The 16643-nt window shown below is 42.0% G+C and carries 12 protein-coding genes; 11 read left to right on the top strand and 1 reads right to left on the bottom strand.

Annotation, left to right across the window (positions count from 1 at the left end):
• Positions 1-32 precede the first annotated feature (32 nt).
• Positions 33-245, bottom strand: a complete 213-nt coding sequence (locus CC90_RS0114145) for a hypothetical protein (RefSeq protein WP_031391419.1) — start codon at positions 243-245, stop codon at positions 33-35.
• A 394-nt stretch (positions 246-639) separates the two neighbouring features.
• Between CC90_RS0114145 and CC90_RS0114140 the strand changes: the two genes are divergently transcribed.
• The 11 genes from CC90_RS0114140 to CC90_RS0114090 all read left to right on the top strand — a co-directional run bounded on the left by CC90_RS0114140 (position 640) and on the right by CC90_RS0114090 (position 16588).
• Positions 640-1668, top strand: coding sequence for a zinc-dependent alcohol dehydrogenase family protein (locus CC90_RS0114140; protein ID WP_242843311.1), 1029 nt, complete (start codon positions 640-642; stop codon positions 1666-1668).
• A 92-nt stretch (positions 1669-1760) separates the two neighbouring features.
• Entirely contained in the window at positions 1761-2825 is a 1065-nt protein-coding gene (locus CC90_RS0114135) for a sugar ABC transporter substrate-binding protein (RefSeq protein ID WP_051869612.1), read from the top strand.
• An 83-nt stretch (positions 2826-2908) separates the two neighbouring features.
• The gene (locus CC90_RS0114130) at positions 2909-4399 is read left to right on the top strand and encodes a sugar ABC transporter ATP-binding protein (RefSeq protein ID WP_031391416.1); all 1491 of its coding nucleotides are present in this window, start codon (positions 2909-2911) and stop codon (positions 4397-4399) included.
• A 9-nt stretch (positions 4400-4408) separates the two neighbouring features.
• Entirely contained in the window at positions 4409-5356 is a 948-nt protein-coding gene (locus CC90_RS0114125; protein ID WP_031391415.1) for an ABC transporter permease, read from the top strand.
• A 72-nt stretch (positions 5357-5428) separates the two neighbouring features.
• Complete coding sequence (locus CC90_RS0114120; RefSeq protein WP_031391414.1) at positions 5429-6205, top strand: SDR family oxidoreductase; 777 nt, start codon at positions 5429-5431, stop codon at positions 6203-6205.
• Positions 6206-6247: 42 nt separating this feature from the next.
• Positions 6248-7927, top strand: a complete 1680-nt coding sequence (araB, locus tag CC90_RS0114115) for a ribulokinase (RefSeq protein ID WP_031391413.1) — start codon at positions 6248-6250, stop codon at positions 7925-7927.
• A gap of 140 nt (positions 7928-8067) precedes the next feature.
• The gene (locus CC90_RS0114110) at positions 8068-9198 is read left to right on the top strand and encodes a sugar ABC transporter substrate-binding protein (RefSeq protein WP_051869608.1); all 1131 of its coding nucleotides are present in this window, start codon (positions 8068-8070) and stop codon (positions 9196-9198) included.
• Positions 9199-9233: 35 nt separating this feature from the next.
• Positions 9234-10961 carry a cache domain-containing sensor histidine kinase gene (locus CC90_RS0114105; protein WP_031391411.1) on the top strand — a complete coding sequence of 576 codons (1728 nt, stop codon included), beginning with the start codon at positions 9234-9236 and terminating at the stop codon, positions 10959-10961.
• Positions 10954-12630, top strand: a complete 1677-nt coding sequence (locus CC90_RS23250; protein ID WP_051869606.1) for a sensor histidine kinase — start codon at positions 10954-10956, stop codon at positions 12628-12630. Before CC90_RS0114105 ends, CC90_RS23250 begins: the two co-directional genes overlap by 8 nt.
• Positions 12631-12633: 3 nt before the next feature.
• Positions 12634-14298, top strand: a complete 1665-nt coding sequence (locus tag CC90_RS0114095; protein WP_031391409.1) for a response regulator — start codon at positions 12634-12636, stop codon at positions 14296-14298.
• A 217-nt stretch (positions 14299-14515) separates the two neighbouring features.
• On the top strand, positions 14516-16588 hold the full coding sequence (locus tag CC90_RS0114090; RefSeq protein WP_031391408.1) for a methyl-accepting chemotaxis protein: 2073 nt from the start codon (positions 14516-14518) through the stop codon (positions 16586-16588).
• The last annotated feature ends 55 nt before the right edge of the window (positions 16589-16643 follow it).

Below are 16643 nucleotides of genomic sequence, written 5' to 3'. Positions count from 1 at the left end.
TATGATAAAAACAAATCAAATCCTTCCGGTAATTATTTCATCATTTCAAAGAATTCTTTTTTAGAGGAACATACGACGAGCTTACCATCGATCTTTCCATAGTATTTATCCTTTAGTTCAGGGCATTTCTTACGGCACTTGCCTATGCAGTCGAACTTTAATTTACAATTCATGTTCTCTGCCTGTTCCTTGATTTCCTTTGTATCAAAATTAGAGCAATGTTTACATACCTTTACTTTTTTCATAGTGAACCTCCTTCTAGAATAATTAGATTACTTATTCTAAATTCCTTATTGATTTTATTACAATTCCTCTTCGGATTATTTTCTTAGAAGAACCTTTCCCTTATAAATATGTGACAGGCGTTCTGAATGCTTCGTTATAGCCTTCAGGAACCTTATTAATAATATGATAATTCATATGACAAATGAAATCAAATACTTTTAACTCGTGTTTGATCTGTCTGTCAGGGCAGAAAAACAACTTCATAAGATACTTGGATAATTAGAAATCTAATGGGATATTAATTAGTTGGAAAATTAGATAAGCTAATAATATCTTAATGATACACGGATGCCTAAGGAAGCTATAGATATTCAAAAGAGAGTTTCCTATTGAAAGATCGAAGGGGGTACTGCCATGAACATGAGGGCACTAATCTATAACGGACCGAAGGATATTCGAGTGGAGGATGTGAAAGTTTCTGAAGTCGGTGATACGGATGTCTTAATTAAGCTTAAATATTGTGGGGTATGTGGTACCGATATCCATATATACAGCGGAGACGGGGGAGCCTTTGAAGCCGCACCTCCGCTTATTATGGGGCATGAATTCTCCGGAATTGTAGAAAGAACCGGGGCGAAGGTAAGCAAAGTAAAGGTTGGAGATTTGGTAACAGTAGACCCTAACAATATGTGCGGCGAGTGTTACTATTGCAAGAATGCGATGGAGCAATTCTGTGAAAATGTAATTGGAATCGGAACAACCTGTGACGGTGGCTTTGCACAATATTGTGTTGTTTGCGAGAAACAGGTATTCAAATTTAAAGAGGGCATGGATGCGTTAACTGCTGCCATGGCCGAGCCGGTATCCTGCTGTCTTCATGGTATTGATTTATGCAATATTAAGCTTGGAGATGAGGTGCTGGTAATCGGCGGCGGACCTATTGGTCTTATTATGCTGCAGCTTGCGAGAATGGCCGGGGCCAGCAAAATTGTTCTTTCAGAGCCGGTACTTGAAAAAAGGGAAATGGGAATCAAGCTCGGAGCGGATATTACGATCAATCCCCTGGAAGAAGACATAAAAGCTGTGTTGAAGGAAAATTGCAAGAATGTTAACGTAGTAATCGAATGCGTTGGCAGTATCCGGACTATTGAAACAGCCATAAAGTGTGCCGGAAAAGCGGCAACCGTTATGATGTTCGGTCTGACCGGACCGAATACAATCGTATCTGTTGATCCGGAGATGGTATTTAAGAAGGAATTAAAGCTTACCTCATCCTTCATCAATCCTTATACCTTTGAACGTTCTATTGCAATCTTAGAGTCCGGGAAACTGAATGTGACAGATATGATCAGCGATGTCATTCCTCTCGAAGATTGTGTGAAAGCTTTCGAAGATGAGAACTATCGAAGAAAAGGGAAGGTTGTTATTCGATTGAACGACTAGCCAAAGGCCTGTCGAACTACTGTGAAATAGGCAGCTTAAGGCCAAAGCTGTTTATGATATAGAAACTATAAAATTTATTAGGAGGAAAGTAAATGAAAAAAAGAATCATTAGCTTGTTACTGGTTGGAGTTATGGCATTCTCCGGATTGGTAGGATGCGGTACAAAGGCACCTACACAAGAAGCGGCAGCCCCGAAGACGGAAGAAGTCAAGGAGACAGAAGCCGTGGCAGAACCTGCAAAAGAAGAAGCTGCTGATACAGCAGAGGCTGAGAACTTCAAGGTTGGAATTACTCTTCAGTCGCTTGAGAACAGCTACTGGGCAGGAGTATTTGGAGAAGTAGAAAAGCTTTTGAAGGAAAAGGGATGGGAATACACCATTCTTGCATGTAACGATAACTCAGCGACACAGATTCAGCAGATTGAAAACTTCATAACCAATCAGGTAGATCTGATCATGGTTCATCCGTCTGATCCTAATGCAATTGAAGACTATTTAAAACAGGCGAGAGATGCAGGCATTAAGGTAATGTGCTGGGATGATGCGATGACAAATACCGATCTTAACTGGATTCTCGATAATACCAAGTTGGGATATGTAATCGGACAGGAAGCAGCTAATTTCATTAACGAGCATTACACGGATGGAAGCATAGCGGAAGTAGCAATTATGAACTATCCTCAGACTCCTATTCTTCTTGAAAGAGAAACAGGTATTCTGAGTGCTCTTGAAGAGATAGCAAACGGCAAATATAAGGTTGTAGCACAGCAGCCGGCACTTGATGCTCAGGCGGCAATCACCAATATGGAAACGATTCTTCAGGCTAACCCCGATACTAAGATTGTCTGCTCCATCGGTGCAGGCGGTGACATCGGCGCTAACGAAGCATTTATGACAAAGATGGAAGGAAATATTCCCGACGATATGGGTATCTTCTCGGCAGATGCTACACAGCAGCAGTTAGAGGCAATCGTGAACGGTGAAGCAACAAGAGCATCCGTAGGCTTTGAAGGCTCCAATAAGAAAACAGCGGCAGCAGTTGTCGATCTTTATGAGAGACTTCTTAATGGTGAGACCTTTGCAGAGCAGAATTTAGTAAGACCGCTTCTTGTTATCGACAGCTCAAATGCAGCGGAATACTTGGCAGACTATAAATAATAGAAGACAGTAGTACAAATTATGGATGTGGAGTTATTTTAGAATAACTCCACATTCAAAAACAAGAATGCGTGGTGTAAATAATGAAAGATGACTATATTTTGGAACTACAACATATTAGAAAAGAATATCCGGGTGTAGTTGCATTAAAGGATGTTTCTCTGGAAGTAAAAAAAGGCGAGATTCTTGCACTGATCGGAGAAAACGGCGCCGGAAAATCCACGTTGATCAAGACTTGTTCCGGTGCGGTTATTCCTACTTCAGGTAAGATAGTGATTAATGGGAAGGAATTCACCCACATGTCCCCTCAGCTTGCGGCAGAGAATGGGATAGCAATTATTTATCAGGAATTTAATAACGTTAAAGGGCTTTCAGCCGCGGAGAACCTTTTTCTGGGAAATCCGATCAGGAAAGGAATCGTCGTCGATAAAAAAGCGATGGAAAAAGAAGCGGAAAAGGCATTTGCACAGTTAAATATTAAGATTGATCCCAAGACTTTGGTCGGAGATCTTACCGTTGGCTATCAGCAGATGATTGAGATTGCCAAGGCAATTCTACAGGATGCAAAGGTGCTTATTATGGATGAACCGTCTGCACCTCTTACCACCGCTGAGGTTGAAAGCATGTTCAAAGTATGTGAATTGCTAAGACAAAAAGGAGTATCCATTATATATATATCCCATCGGCTTGAAGAAATATACAGGCTGTCCGACCGCATCGTAGTATTGCGTGACGGTGAATATATCAAGACGCTGATTACAAAGGATTCCCATGTAGATGAGCTGATTCAGTTAATGGTGGGTCGTTCTTTGAGTGAGACATTTCCTCCGCGGGAGGAAACATATAAGAAGGATGAAATTATCCTGGAATTACAAAATGTAAGCGGCAATGGAGATAGGAATATTAATTTACAGGTTCGTAAAGGTGAAATTCTTGGACTGGGTGGGCTGGTAGGTGCCGGCCGGACGGAACTGGTACAGATGATTTTCGGTGCGGCGAAGAAGACGGAAGGAAAGATGATATTTAAAGGGGAAGAAATCAATCCGAAGTCTCCAAGGGAGGCGATTGACCTCGGCATTGCGCTGGTACCTGAGGATCGCAAACGTCATGGCGTTTTGCTCGGCATATCCATAAAAAACAATATCAATATGCCGATTTACAAGAAGATATCCAGAGCGTCGGTAATTAACAATAAAAAGGAACTGGAAATAGCGAAGAAATGTGAGGAGGAATTATTAATTAAAACTCCCACACTGCATCAAATAGTAAAGAACCTAAGCGGCGGCAACCAGCAGAAGGTCATTATCGGTAAATGGCTTGCTGCAAACTCGGAATTGCTTATCTTTGATGAACCCACCCGTGGAATTGATGTAGGTGCTAAAGCTGAGATTTATAAGCTGATGAACGAAGTAATCGCAAGTGGCAAAACAATTTTATTAATTTCATCAGAAATGGAAGAATTAATGGGAATGTCAGATAGGATTATAGTTTTGGCGGAAGGCCGGATTACCGGAGAGCTGGGCAAAGAAGACTTTAATCAAGAAACTATAATGAAAATGGCATCTGCCGTTTAGGAGGTAAAGATGAAGAGCACAATCATAAAAATATTAAAGGAAAAAGCTATCTGGATGGTATTTATCATTCTGTTTGTAGCATTTTCACTGGCAAACCCACGGTTTCTATCTTCGAGCAATTTATTTACCATAGCGCGCCAGGTATCTATGTTAGGCATTGCGTCCATAGGCATGACGTTTGTCATCCTGATTTCAGGCATTGACCTTTCTACCGGCTCGATTATTACCTTTGTTAATATCGTTGCCGCATTCTTAATGGTAAATATGGGATTTGGCATGGTAACTGCCATTATCTTATCTTTGATATTATCGATACTCGTCGGCGTTTTAAATGGCTGCCTTATATCGACAATCGGAATTCCTGCAATTATCGCTACTTTTGCGACACAGATCGTTTTTGAGGGCGCTTCCTATCTTATTAGCGGAGGTACACCGATTTATGGATTTGATGAAAGATTTAAAGTAATAGGGCAGGGGTATTTAGGTCCGGTGCCTGTCCCGGTAATCATTATGATTGTCTGCTTTGCAATCGGATCTTTTATTTTGAATAAGAGCTATTTCGGACGTTATTTCTATGCGGTGGGCGGCAATGAGGAGGCATCCAAGCTTTCCGGTATCAGAGTAGGAGTTACGAAGTATCTGGTATATGCACTATCCGGTTTATTTGCAGGTCTTGCAGGCATTGTTATGTTATCCCGAACGAATTCTGCACAACCTACGGCAGGTCTGGGATATGAATTCGATGTGATCACCTGTGTTGTGCTCGGCGGAGTATCCATTACCGGCGGCTACGGTAAAATGTCAAACGTAATAGCCGGTGTATTGATTATAGGAATTCTTACCAACGGCATGGTTCTTATGAATGTAAGCACTTATATGCAGATGGTTGTAAAAGGTATCGTGCTTGTGCTTGCGGTAGGCTTTGACAGTTTACAGAAGAAGAGAGCGCTTACCTAAGGTTTGTGGAACTTAAGTTGGCAAGAGTGGAAAGCGGTTTAGATTAAATATAGGATAAAGGAGAAAATTCATATGGGTATTATGGAAAGAATGAGATTAGACGGGAAGGCATCATTTGTCACGGGAGGCGCGAGGGGAATTGGTAAGGCGATAGCTGTTGCGCTTGCTGAGGCAGGAAGTGATGTGGCAATTGTCGATGTAGATATAGAAGAATCGGAAAAGACGGCAAAGGAAATTGCTGACGCTACAGGAGTTAAAACAATGGCAATTAAGACGGATGTTACGAACCAGACGGATGTCGATCAAATGATTGCCGCTATTCTGAAAGAATTCGGTAAATTGGATGTTGCTTTCTGCAATGCTGGGATTTGTATGAATATTCCGGCGGAGGAGATGACTTTGGATCAGTTTAAAAAAGTAATTGATATTAACTTGACTGGGGTATTCTTAACCTCACAGGCAGCAGCCAAGGTTATGCTAAAGCAGGGCAAGGGTTCGATTATTAACACGGCCTCTATGTCCGGGCATATTGTTAACGTGCCCCAGCCTCAATGCTCCTACAATGCTTCCAAGGCAGGCGTCATCCAATTGACGAAATCCATGGCAGTTGAATTCGCAAAGCGCGGTGTAAGGGTGAATAGTATCAGCCCGGGATATATGGGTACCGAACTCGTTCTGAACGCACCGCATCTGAAAGCCTTAATCGAACAATGGAACGCAATGGCACCTATGGGCAGACTGGGACATACGGATGAATTACAGGCGATCGCTGTTTATCTTGCAGGTGATACGAGTGATTTCACCACCGGTTCAGACTTTGTGATTGACGGAGCATTCAGCTGTTTCTAATTCGGATAACTTTTATTAGTTTTAGATGCTAGGAGAAGGATAATGAAAAAATATACCATTGGTATCGATTATGGAACGCTGTCCGGGCGGGCAGTGCTGGTGGATGTTGAAAATGGCGAGGAAGTCTGTGATTCCGTATTGGAATACAAACACGCCGTTATGGATAAATATTTGCCGGATTCCACGAAACGTCTTCCAAGTGAAACCGCATTGCAGCATCCGCAGGATTACTTGGATGTCTTACAAATAACAGTGCCTGAAGTACTTAGGAAGGGCAATGTGAGCAAAGAAGATATTATTGGAATCGGTGTTGATTTTACGTCCTGTACGGTACTTCCGGTGGATAAAGACGGCACACCGCTTTGTTTTAAGGAGGAATTCAAGGATAGGCCTCATGCCTATGTAAAGCTTTGGAAGCACCATGCGGCACAGAGGGAGGCAGACCTGTTCAACAAGGTTGCCCATCGCAGAGGTGAAAAGTTCATGGCTCGTTACGGCGGAAAAATGTCTTCCGAGTGGGTAGTTCCCAAGGCGATGCAAATACTTCATGAGGATGAGGAAATTTACGAGGCGATGGACCGCTTTATGGAAGCCGGGGACTGGGTGGTCATGATGCTCGTCGGAGAAGAAAAGAGAAGCTTATGTCAGGCTGGCTATAAGGCGGTATGGTCTAAAAGGGACGGGTACCCGTGCAAAGAATTTTTTGCAGAGCTGGACTCCAGAATGGAGAACTTTGTAGAAGAGAAATTGAGTAATCACATATATGCGACAACGGACCTTGCCGGATATCTTACAAAGGATGCGGCGGAACTAACCGGACTTGTGGAAGGAACTCCTGTGGCGGTGGCAAACATCGATGCACATGTGGCCTTACCGGCAGTCAGGATTACAGGGCCGGGTAAGATGCTTATGATTATGGGAACAAGTACCTGCCATATTATGATGAGCGAGGAGGAGCATTTTATTCCGGGAGTCGGCGGTGTGGTGGAAGACGGCGTTGTTCCGGGATATTATGCTTATGAGGCAGGGCAGGCTTGTGTAGGAGATCATTTTGATTGGCTGGTCAGAAATTGTGTGGCGGGAAGCTACGAGAAAGAAGCGGCCGAAAAAGGAATCAGTATCCATCAGTTTCTTGAGAGTAAAGTAAAAGAACAGCTTCCGGGAGAAAGCGGACTGATCGCACTGGATTGGTGGAATGGAAACCGCAGCATATTGACGGATGCATCCTTAAGCGGAATGCTGTTAGGGGCTACCCTGCAGACGAAGCCGGAAGAGATTTACCGGGCTTTGATTGAAGCAACTGCTTATGGTACAAGAATTATTATAGAAGCCTTTGAAGAAGGAGGAGTCCCTATTGAGGAGCTTTATGCAGCAGGAGGCATTGCTCGTAAGAGTGAGCTGATGATGCAGATTTATGCGGATGTAACCAATAAGGAAATTCATATTTCCGCATCCAGGCAGGCACCGGCTCTTGGAGCAGCCCTGTTCGGAGCGGTTGCAGCAGGCAGTAAAAGCGGCGGTTATGATACTATTGAGGAAGCATCCGAGCATATGTCCCGTCTTCAGGACAAAGTATATATACCCAATGCCGACAATGTGAGAAGATACGATAAGCTGTTTCAGGAATATAAAATTTTGCACGATTATTTCGGAAAAGGCGGAAATGATGTTATGAAACGCCTCAGGAGCATTAAAAGTGATGCAATGAGGACCAGAATGTAAAATGTTGGGGTGTTCCTGCTTATAGGGGCATCCCATTTTGGAAAATATAAGAGGGATGAAATCCACAAGCAACGGAAAATATGTTATAATTTTTACACAAAGTAACAGATTCCAATCGGCAATATAAGGATGGTATAGATATGGGAATAAAGCGGCAAAGGGATAGAATGCGGCGCAGTAAGATATTAATAGGTATTATATTGTGCATGATGCTCTTCGCTTCATGTACCGGCATGGAATCCGACAGCATGAGGGCGGAAGAAGCTGCTGATACCGAGGAACAACCGGTTACAATTGCATTTGCACACAAAAGCTTTAATTCCTATTTTTATGCCATTATGAATGAATCGGTCAAGAAAGCGGTAGAGGAAAGAGGATGGATTTTTCAAAACTCTGTTGCTGATTATGACCCTATGAGGCAGAACCAGCAGATTATAAATTTTATAAAGCAGAAACCGGATGCGATCATTACTACTGCAATTGACAGCATTTCTATCGAAGAAGTAATCCGCCGCGGGAATGAGGCAGGAATACCTATGTGTACCATTGATACCAACGCAGTAGGAGGAACATTGGCAATCGATGTAAGCTTTGATAATTATAAGGCCGGACAGCTGGCGGCGGAAGTTATTGTGGAGCAGTTGATTGAGAAATATGGGGAAGCGAGGGGAACTGTGTTCAATGCTTACGGGAAATTAACAAGCAATGCATGGCGCCTCCGGAAAGAAGGTTTTGAAGAAGTAATCAATCGGTATCCCGATATTACTTATGTACCGAGGGCAACGGAAGGGATGCCTGAGCTTGTGAAGGAAGAGCTTACCAAAGCTTTTGAAGAAGGAATGGAAATTGATGCAGTTCATTGCTCCAGTGAGCATCCGGGGAGGGGGCTGGTGGAAGCTCTTCAGGAATCAGGACATTGGTATCCTTTTTGGAAGGACGGATATGTTATTCTTGTGACGATCGATGCCGAGCCATATTTTGTAAGCTTGATCAACAAGGGATATGTAGATGCTGCTATCGCCCAAGATGTAATTGCATATGGAAATATTACGGTGGATTTATTGGAAGATTATGTATTGGCCGGGAAAGAGATTCCGGAAGGGGAGTATTTTTGTGAGGGAACTTATTGGCAGACCTGTGACATCAGCATTACCGGCAAGCAGGCGAAGGTAACGATTCCGCCATATATTATCGATGCCGATAACAGCAATGATATCAGGCACTGGTCGTACATCGCGGAAAAATTGTGGGGATTTCAATACAATAAGTGAATGGGCGTCTGATCGAGCGGCGTATGGGAGCGTTAATGGTTAACAGATGTTTTGGCATGATAAAAGAATGGGGTTTAAATAGCCTATACAAATACAGTATTTACAGAAGGCTGATCTGGTGTTTTGTTTATATGTCTGTGTTACCGATACTGCTGATCGGCGGTTATAATGCGGTATATTCTTTTTCGAAAAACGAACGGGAAGCGAAAATGTTCTTGCAGGAATCTTCTTCTCAGATTGCCAACAACATCTCTTATTATATGTTTTCTCATATGAATCTGCTGGAAGAGGTCGCAATGAATCCGGAGATTGTGAATGAACTTATGATTTATCATCAAGTGGACTGGAATCAGAAAAGTGATATTGAAAATCACATACGTCTCGTTTTAGGAAGTACGTTTGGCGCCAGCGGTGCAGTGAATGCCTGTGAGATAGTTTCTGTGAATCGTTCTTATTTCTATTATCCGTCTCCGGTGTCCAACGGCGATTTCAAGACGAGCAAGCTGCTTTCCAGGTCAGCGAGACAGGTGCTTATGAAGGTAAGTCCCAAGGAGGTTCCAAGCGACCAGAACAGCTATGTAATACTTACCAGGAGTATATACAGCAATGAAGGGTGCGTCGGGAATATTGTCGCAGCCTTGGACCTATCCTATTTTAATAAAGTATGTTATGAAAACGTGACCAATCTCTTAAATGAGGTAATGATTATCGATGAGAACAATATTGTTATCAGTGCTTCTAATGAAGAACAGGTAGGTTCTGTCTTTGGCGCAGATAAGATGCTTTCCATATCCGTTTCAGAACCCATTTCCAATACGAACCTTACCATCGTTAATCTAATAGATATACAGACGCTTCTTAAGTCAGCTTTTATTCAGTTTGGAATTACCGTATTTACAGCCGTTTTATTTGCTGTACTGGCTTTTATATTTGCCATATTGTTTACAAGAAGCATTACGGAACCGATTAACCGTCTAATGGAAGAAATGAAGAAACCCAAGGTGGAGAAGTTTGTAGAGGATGCCGGGAACGATGAATATCATGCCGTAATAGAAGGCTTTAATAAAATGAGCAGCAATCTTGTGGAGGCCCTGCAAAAGCAATATGAAATTAAGCTGCAGGAGACAAAGCTGAGGGAGCTTCGCAGGGAAGCGGAACTTTCTGCACTGCAGCAGCAGATAAATCCTCATTTTCTATACAATACGTTGGAATCCATCTATTGGAACGGGCAATTGGAGGGCGATGAGGAAATCAGTGAGATCGTTAATGCACTTGGCAATTATTTAAGGGTCATTATCATAAAGGGGAGGGAATACATTACCATTGAAAATGAGGTCGAAAGCGTAAACAATTACATTTTTTTACAAAATAAGCGCTTTGAGAATCGGATTGTAAACTATTGGGATGTATCCATATCCATGAGGCATACAAAGATTATAAAGCTGGCGATTCACCCTATTGTAGAAGATGTGATTTCAGCTAATCTGGACGATCTCGAAAGTCAGATTGATATCGGCATATCCATTGCAGGGGAACTTGATACCATTCAGGTGACTATGACAGGAAATGCGGTGGAATATTTCTTAGGCCGGCTTGATAAAACACAGGTAAATACAAGAGGCATTAACAGTGTGGACGAACGGCTGAGGCTTTACTATGGAGATGCGTTCGGGGTTGTTATGGATAAAGAATCGGAGAAGATCAGGGTAACAATGCCTGTCTATAAGGACAACGGAAGCGAAGGTAAAAAACAATATGGATAAGTTTGTAGGATATCTCAGAAAAATTTCGATACGCAGACGCCTTCTTTATGCCTTTATTATTTTATGCGTTATTCCGATTTCGATCATGATCATTATTAGCGGAGCAATCGAATTTCTATATTATAACGATAATATTAAGCGTAATTATGATAATTTCACGTATGAGTCCGATATAAGGGTCAATGATATGTTTGACCAGCTGGAGTTAAAGTTCAAATATTTGAAAGAAAACAACGATATCCTGACAGATATATATTTGTATGCAATCTCGCCTATATACCAGACCGAAGAGGTAAGCAACCGGATTGAAAATACGATAGCGAGTATTGTTTCCAATCAGGAGGAAATAAGCTATGCGGCAATTATTCTTGAAGACGGAACATCCTTTTCCTATATGAAAATATTAGTCGATGCAAAAGAAATCAGTAAAGGACTGGAGGATGGTCCGAGCTGGAGCTATGTGGATTACGGACAGCAGCCTGCGCTATGCAGAACGGAAATGGTTGAAGTAGACTATACCAGCGGATTGAAAGCGAGGTATGTGATACTTATCAATTTGAATGCGGTAAAGGAAGTGCTTGATAATGCAGCAGGTTCCGCAAAGCAGAAAATCGCAATTACTGACATCCAGGACAGAGTTGTTGCCGGTTCCCGCTTTGAAAAACCGGAATTATTTTACGAGGTGACAGTTCCGATCTTGGATACGGGACTTAACATAAATAATACCTTTATCCGGACAAAATATGATCTTCGCGGGTTAATAACGGTAACTGTGATATTCCTGCTCGTAGTGGCCGGCACCGGAAGTACCTCATATCTGGTGCATGAAAGTATTAAGATTCCGTTGAACCGGCTGCTTGGGAGAATGGAACGGATTGAAGAGGGAGATATCTTTATTGAGCCGGAGGAAGAAGCAGATATAAACTCTCAGGACGAAAATGAGATTCTAAACAGAGTATTTACTTCCATGCTCAACAAGTTAAACGAAGTATTGGAGGAAACCTATACTACAAATATAAATGAGACGCAGCTCAGGACAAGAATCAAGGAGCTGGAACTGGTAGCCTTACAGCAGCGGATAAATCCTCATTTCCTGTATAATCTTCTGGATAATATATTTTGGATTGCACAGATGAATAACTATGAAGAGATTGGGGAGATGGTATCGGCTCTCGGTGAATTCTTTAAAACGAGCGTGTCGGAAAAAGGAGCTTTTGTATCCATCAATACGGAGATTGAAAATGTTAAAAGCTATGTATGCCTGCAAAAGATTATGCATAAGAATCAGTTCGATGTCATATGGAAAATAGATCCGGGAATCGTCCATTATAAAACGGTAAAGCTCATTCTTCAGCCTATCATTGAGAATTGTATTTCTCATGGATTTGAAGGGATAGAAGGAGGCGGAATCATTCATATTACAGGTAAGAAAGAAGCGGATACCATTATCTTCGAGATACAGGATAACGGGAGAGGCATGGAGAAGGATGTTTGTGACGGGATAACGCTGGCAATGAACGATTCTATTCTTGGAGTAGGGGATAGCATCGGTATGAGAAACGTGAATCAAAGAATTAAGATATACTTTGGCGAACCTTATGGCATAAATATTAAATCAAAAATAACGGAAGGTACAACAGTAAGTCTGTGTATCCCGGTTAAGGAGTGAGCTATGTATAGACTGATGGTAGTGGAAGATGAAAATATGATACGTAAGGGTATCGTGAACAGCATCCTCTGGAAATCCTTGGGATTTGTAGTCGTGGCGGAAAGTTCGAATGGAAAGGCGGCTTTGGAACAACTGGAGAAAGTTCAGGTGGATGTCTTATTGACAGATATTAAGATGCCGGTCATGGGAGGTATGGAGCTGGCCAGAATAGCGAGGCAGAGGTATCCTGATATCGAAATTATTATTTTAAGCGGGTTTGCGGAATTTGAATACGCCCGTCAGGCAATTAATTTCAGAACATTTGATTATTTAGTTAAGCCTGTCAATAAACAAAAATTACTGGATACCTTTACCTCTCTGAAGGAGAACATGGATCGGAAAAGGGAAATTAAGGAAGAAATATATCACAGCAATATTTATTTGAATGCGGGATACGAAACTCTCAGGAATGAATTCCTCCAGTCCATGCTGGATGGAGATATCAGCCTTTTTAATGATTTTGAGGAGAAGACAGCATCTTTGGAACTGGATTTCACCGGGCATTACTTTGCGGCGGCAACGATAAAATTCGATAGAAAGAGCATCTTTGAGGAATTGGAATCCAATTGGGGCACAGACAAGCGGTTGCTTACCTTTGCCTATCGGAACATTATAAATGAGGAATTGTGCGATATCGATGATGTTTATTATATTGTGGAGGACTGTGATAGAATTAACTTTGTATTCTGCTTCCCGTCAAAGGAAAAGCAGGATGAGCTCATGGTACCCTGCCTGGAAAGCATTAGCGACAGCATCCATAATTGTCTGTTCAAACATGTGGCAGTGCCGTACACGATAGGGATTGGCCTAAGCTATCCGTCCATTCACCATATAGCCAAGTCCTTCAGCCAGGCAAAGAAATCGATCCAGAATAATTTTTATCTTGGAGAATACAGAGTTCAGGTTTATCAGGACAATAATGAATCTAAATATGAACAGAACTTTATCCGGTTCTATCCGGAAGAAATGGAGCATGCAGCTATCGCCATCAGCAATGGAAATTATGAGGATACGAGAAAATATCTGGTATCCATGTTCCGCACGCTTTCCGAGCAGAATTTATTGCCGGAAATCGTGAAAAATTACTGTGTTGCGCTTAAACTAATGGTTCAGTCTAAGATTATGAACAGTAATGGAGCAATGGAGGAGATTATCGGAGATGAGTTTAATGAATTTGTAAAAGAAGCGCTGACCGTTAAGGAACTGTCGGCTTATATTATCAATATTATGGTAACTCTCGCAAAGGCAATTGATGAGACCATCGCCCCGATGGAAATAAAGGAACAGCAAATACTCATCGACAGGGCAAAGGCGTATATCTCCACATGCCTGAGCGAAAAAATCACCCTGAAAATGATTAGTGAGCATGTTTATCTGTCGGAAACTTATTTCAGCTTTTTATTTAAAAAAGTAACGGGAATCACTTATATTGATTATATCCAGAAGCTCCGCATGCAGGAAGCGAAGAGATTATTGGTAAACACAAATCATAAGGTCTATAAGATAGCGGAAATGATAGGATACAGCGATTATAAATATTTCTCTGTACAATTTAAGAAGTACGTGGCGCTTACACCGAAGGAGTATAGGAATCAGGGAAGGCGGGAAAAGGAGCAGCAGGAAAGGTAAGTTTGAAAGAAAAATGCTTTCGGCCTTGCTTTGGGACTCGGATGAACAGACGGGTATATTCGCCTGAGTTATGCTGAGCAAAACGGAGGTATGCGCGAAAAGACATTAAGAATATAGTATATTTTTGGGAAAAGCAATATAAATCTGGAATATTATAGAAGATGATTATGATTTATACTGTTATCGATATGTATTATGGTTCACGGGGGTAATACGAATGAGAAAATTCCTGAAAAGAATGAGTTTACTGCAAAAATTGATCAGTGTTATAGTAACGGTTGTTTTTGTGCCGATATTGATTATCGGGGTAATGGCTACCGGGATATCGAAAACAGCGCTCGAGGAACAGTCCCGAAAAGCAAAGGAGGCCCTCGCTTCACAGACGGCCGATATGATCGATCAGGAGATGGAGCGTATAAACCAAGTATTTTTACAAGTTTCTTTAAGTACGGCATTTCAGGATGTCGTTAACAATCTGGAGCAGCCGAAGGGGCTTGGAGATAAAGAAGAAGCAGAGTGGAGTATGGAGAGAAGGAAGCTCTTGCAAGTGCTCGATAAAGAGATTCAAAGTATTACTATTACAAATAAGTTTATCAGCAGTTTGTCATTAATGTACGTTACCGGGGATATGATAGGTCCGGTCTGCACTTTGCCGGAAGGCGTCACAGATATCCGTGAGACTGCTGTTTACCGGAAGTTGATAGACAGTACGGATATGATATGGTTAAATGCGGACGAGGTAGATACCTATGTGAATAGCGGATATCTCACAGTAGGAAAAGCGGTTAAAAGCTTTTATTATTCGAACACAGAGGCAGTCGGAGCGGTTAAGATTGAATTAAGTTACGATGCATTTCAGTCCATGCTATCCAAGATAAAAGTCGGTGAAAATGACAGCTCATATCTGATTGCGCCTAACGGCAACAGGATTTCTGCTCTTCCATATAGCGAGATGGAACAAGGAGAGGAAGAATCTGTTTTTACAGAAGTGGAAGAAAGGGTGATGCTGGTTGATGCCGACACCTTTACAATGGAGGTAAATGGCGTCAGTACGATTGTTACCTATAATAAATGCGATAAATCAGGCTTTATTTACATAATCATGATTCCCGAGTCAGAAGTACTTCAGGGGTCCAATGAAATTAAGAACCTAATCGTGCTGGTGGGTGTTGCTTTTTCTGCATTAGCCGTATTAGGGGGATTGTTCTTTGCACTTAATATGACAAAGGCATTGAAGGGTGTGGAAAAAACAATGTCTCTTTCGGCAGAAGGCGATTTGACAGTCACAGCCAAAACAAAGCGTACCGATGAGATCGGAAAGGTAGCAAGCTCCTTTAACGCCATGGTAAAAAGCCTCCGAACGCTCATATCGCAAAGCAATGAACTGTCAGAGGAAGTGAGCAAAACCGCAGAAGCTCTTTCAAAGATATCTGCCTCAACTACCCGTACTGCGTCGGAAATATCCAGTGCAATTGATGATGTTGCCATGGGTGCGGGAATGCAAAGTGAGGAGATTGACAATAGTGTACAGGTTTTCGCCAGCTTAGCGGATGGAATCAGCCATGCAGTAAGCAGTACAAATGCCATGGAATCTGCGGCCAGAAATGTTAAGAACTATACGGTAGAAGGAATTCAGGCTGCACAGTTACTTGATGGGAAGGCGTTAGAGGTTATCTCCATCACGGAAGGGGTTGCCGAACAGATATCAGGACTGGCAAAGAGTATAACAGTTATTAATGAGTTCACAGAGATTCTTAATACGACTTCAGATCAGACTGCGCTATTATCCTTAAATGCGTCTATTGAGGCGGCAAGAGCAGGAGAACATGGAAGAGGTTTTACGGTTGTTGCCGAAGAAATAAGAAAGCTTGCGGAGCAGTCCGGCAGGCAGACAGAAAAGATAGAGAGCCTAACAAAGGAAATCCTATCAAAAACAAAGGATTCCACAGAGTTTATCATGAAAGCAAATACGGTAATCAAGGAGCAGGCAGAATCGTCAAAGGCTTCGGCAGAGTATTTCGATAAGATTGATATGGCAATGAATGAACTGCTGCAAGATATGAAAAAGATTATGGAGGTAATTCATAATATAGATCAAGACAAGGACAGCGTTCTTGGCAGTATCAATCATATTGCGGAGGCTTCCGAAGCAGCAGCGGCAGCGTCGGAAGAAGTATCCGCATCTACGCAGGAACAGCTGAATACGCTGGAAGAGCTTGCTAATATGGCAGTTATGCTGAAGAACTGCTCTAAAAATCTGGAGGAGAACCTGAAGCGTTTTATAGTATAAGCTACTAAATTTATTCAGGAAAATTTACATACAAAATCAATGGTAGTAAAAAGGC

The organism is Kineothrix alysoides (assembly GCF_000732725.1).
Lineage (GTDB): Bacteria > Bacillota > Clostridia > Lachnospirales > Lachnospiraceae > Kineothrix > Kineothrix alysoides.
Note: the sequence above shows the minus strand (reverse complement) of the source record. Positions and strands in the feature narration are given on the sequence as shown.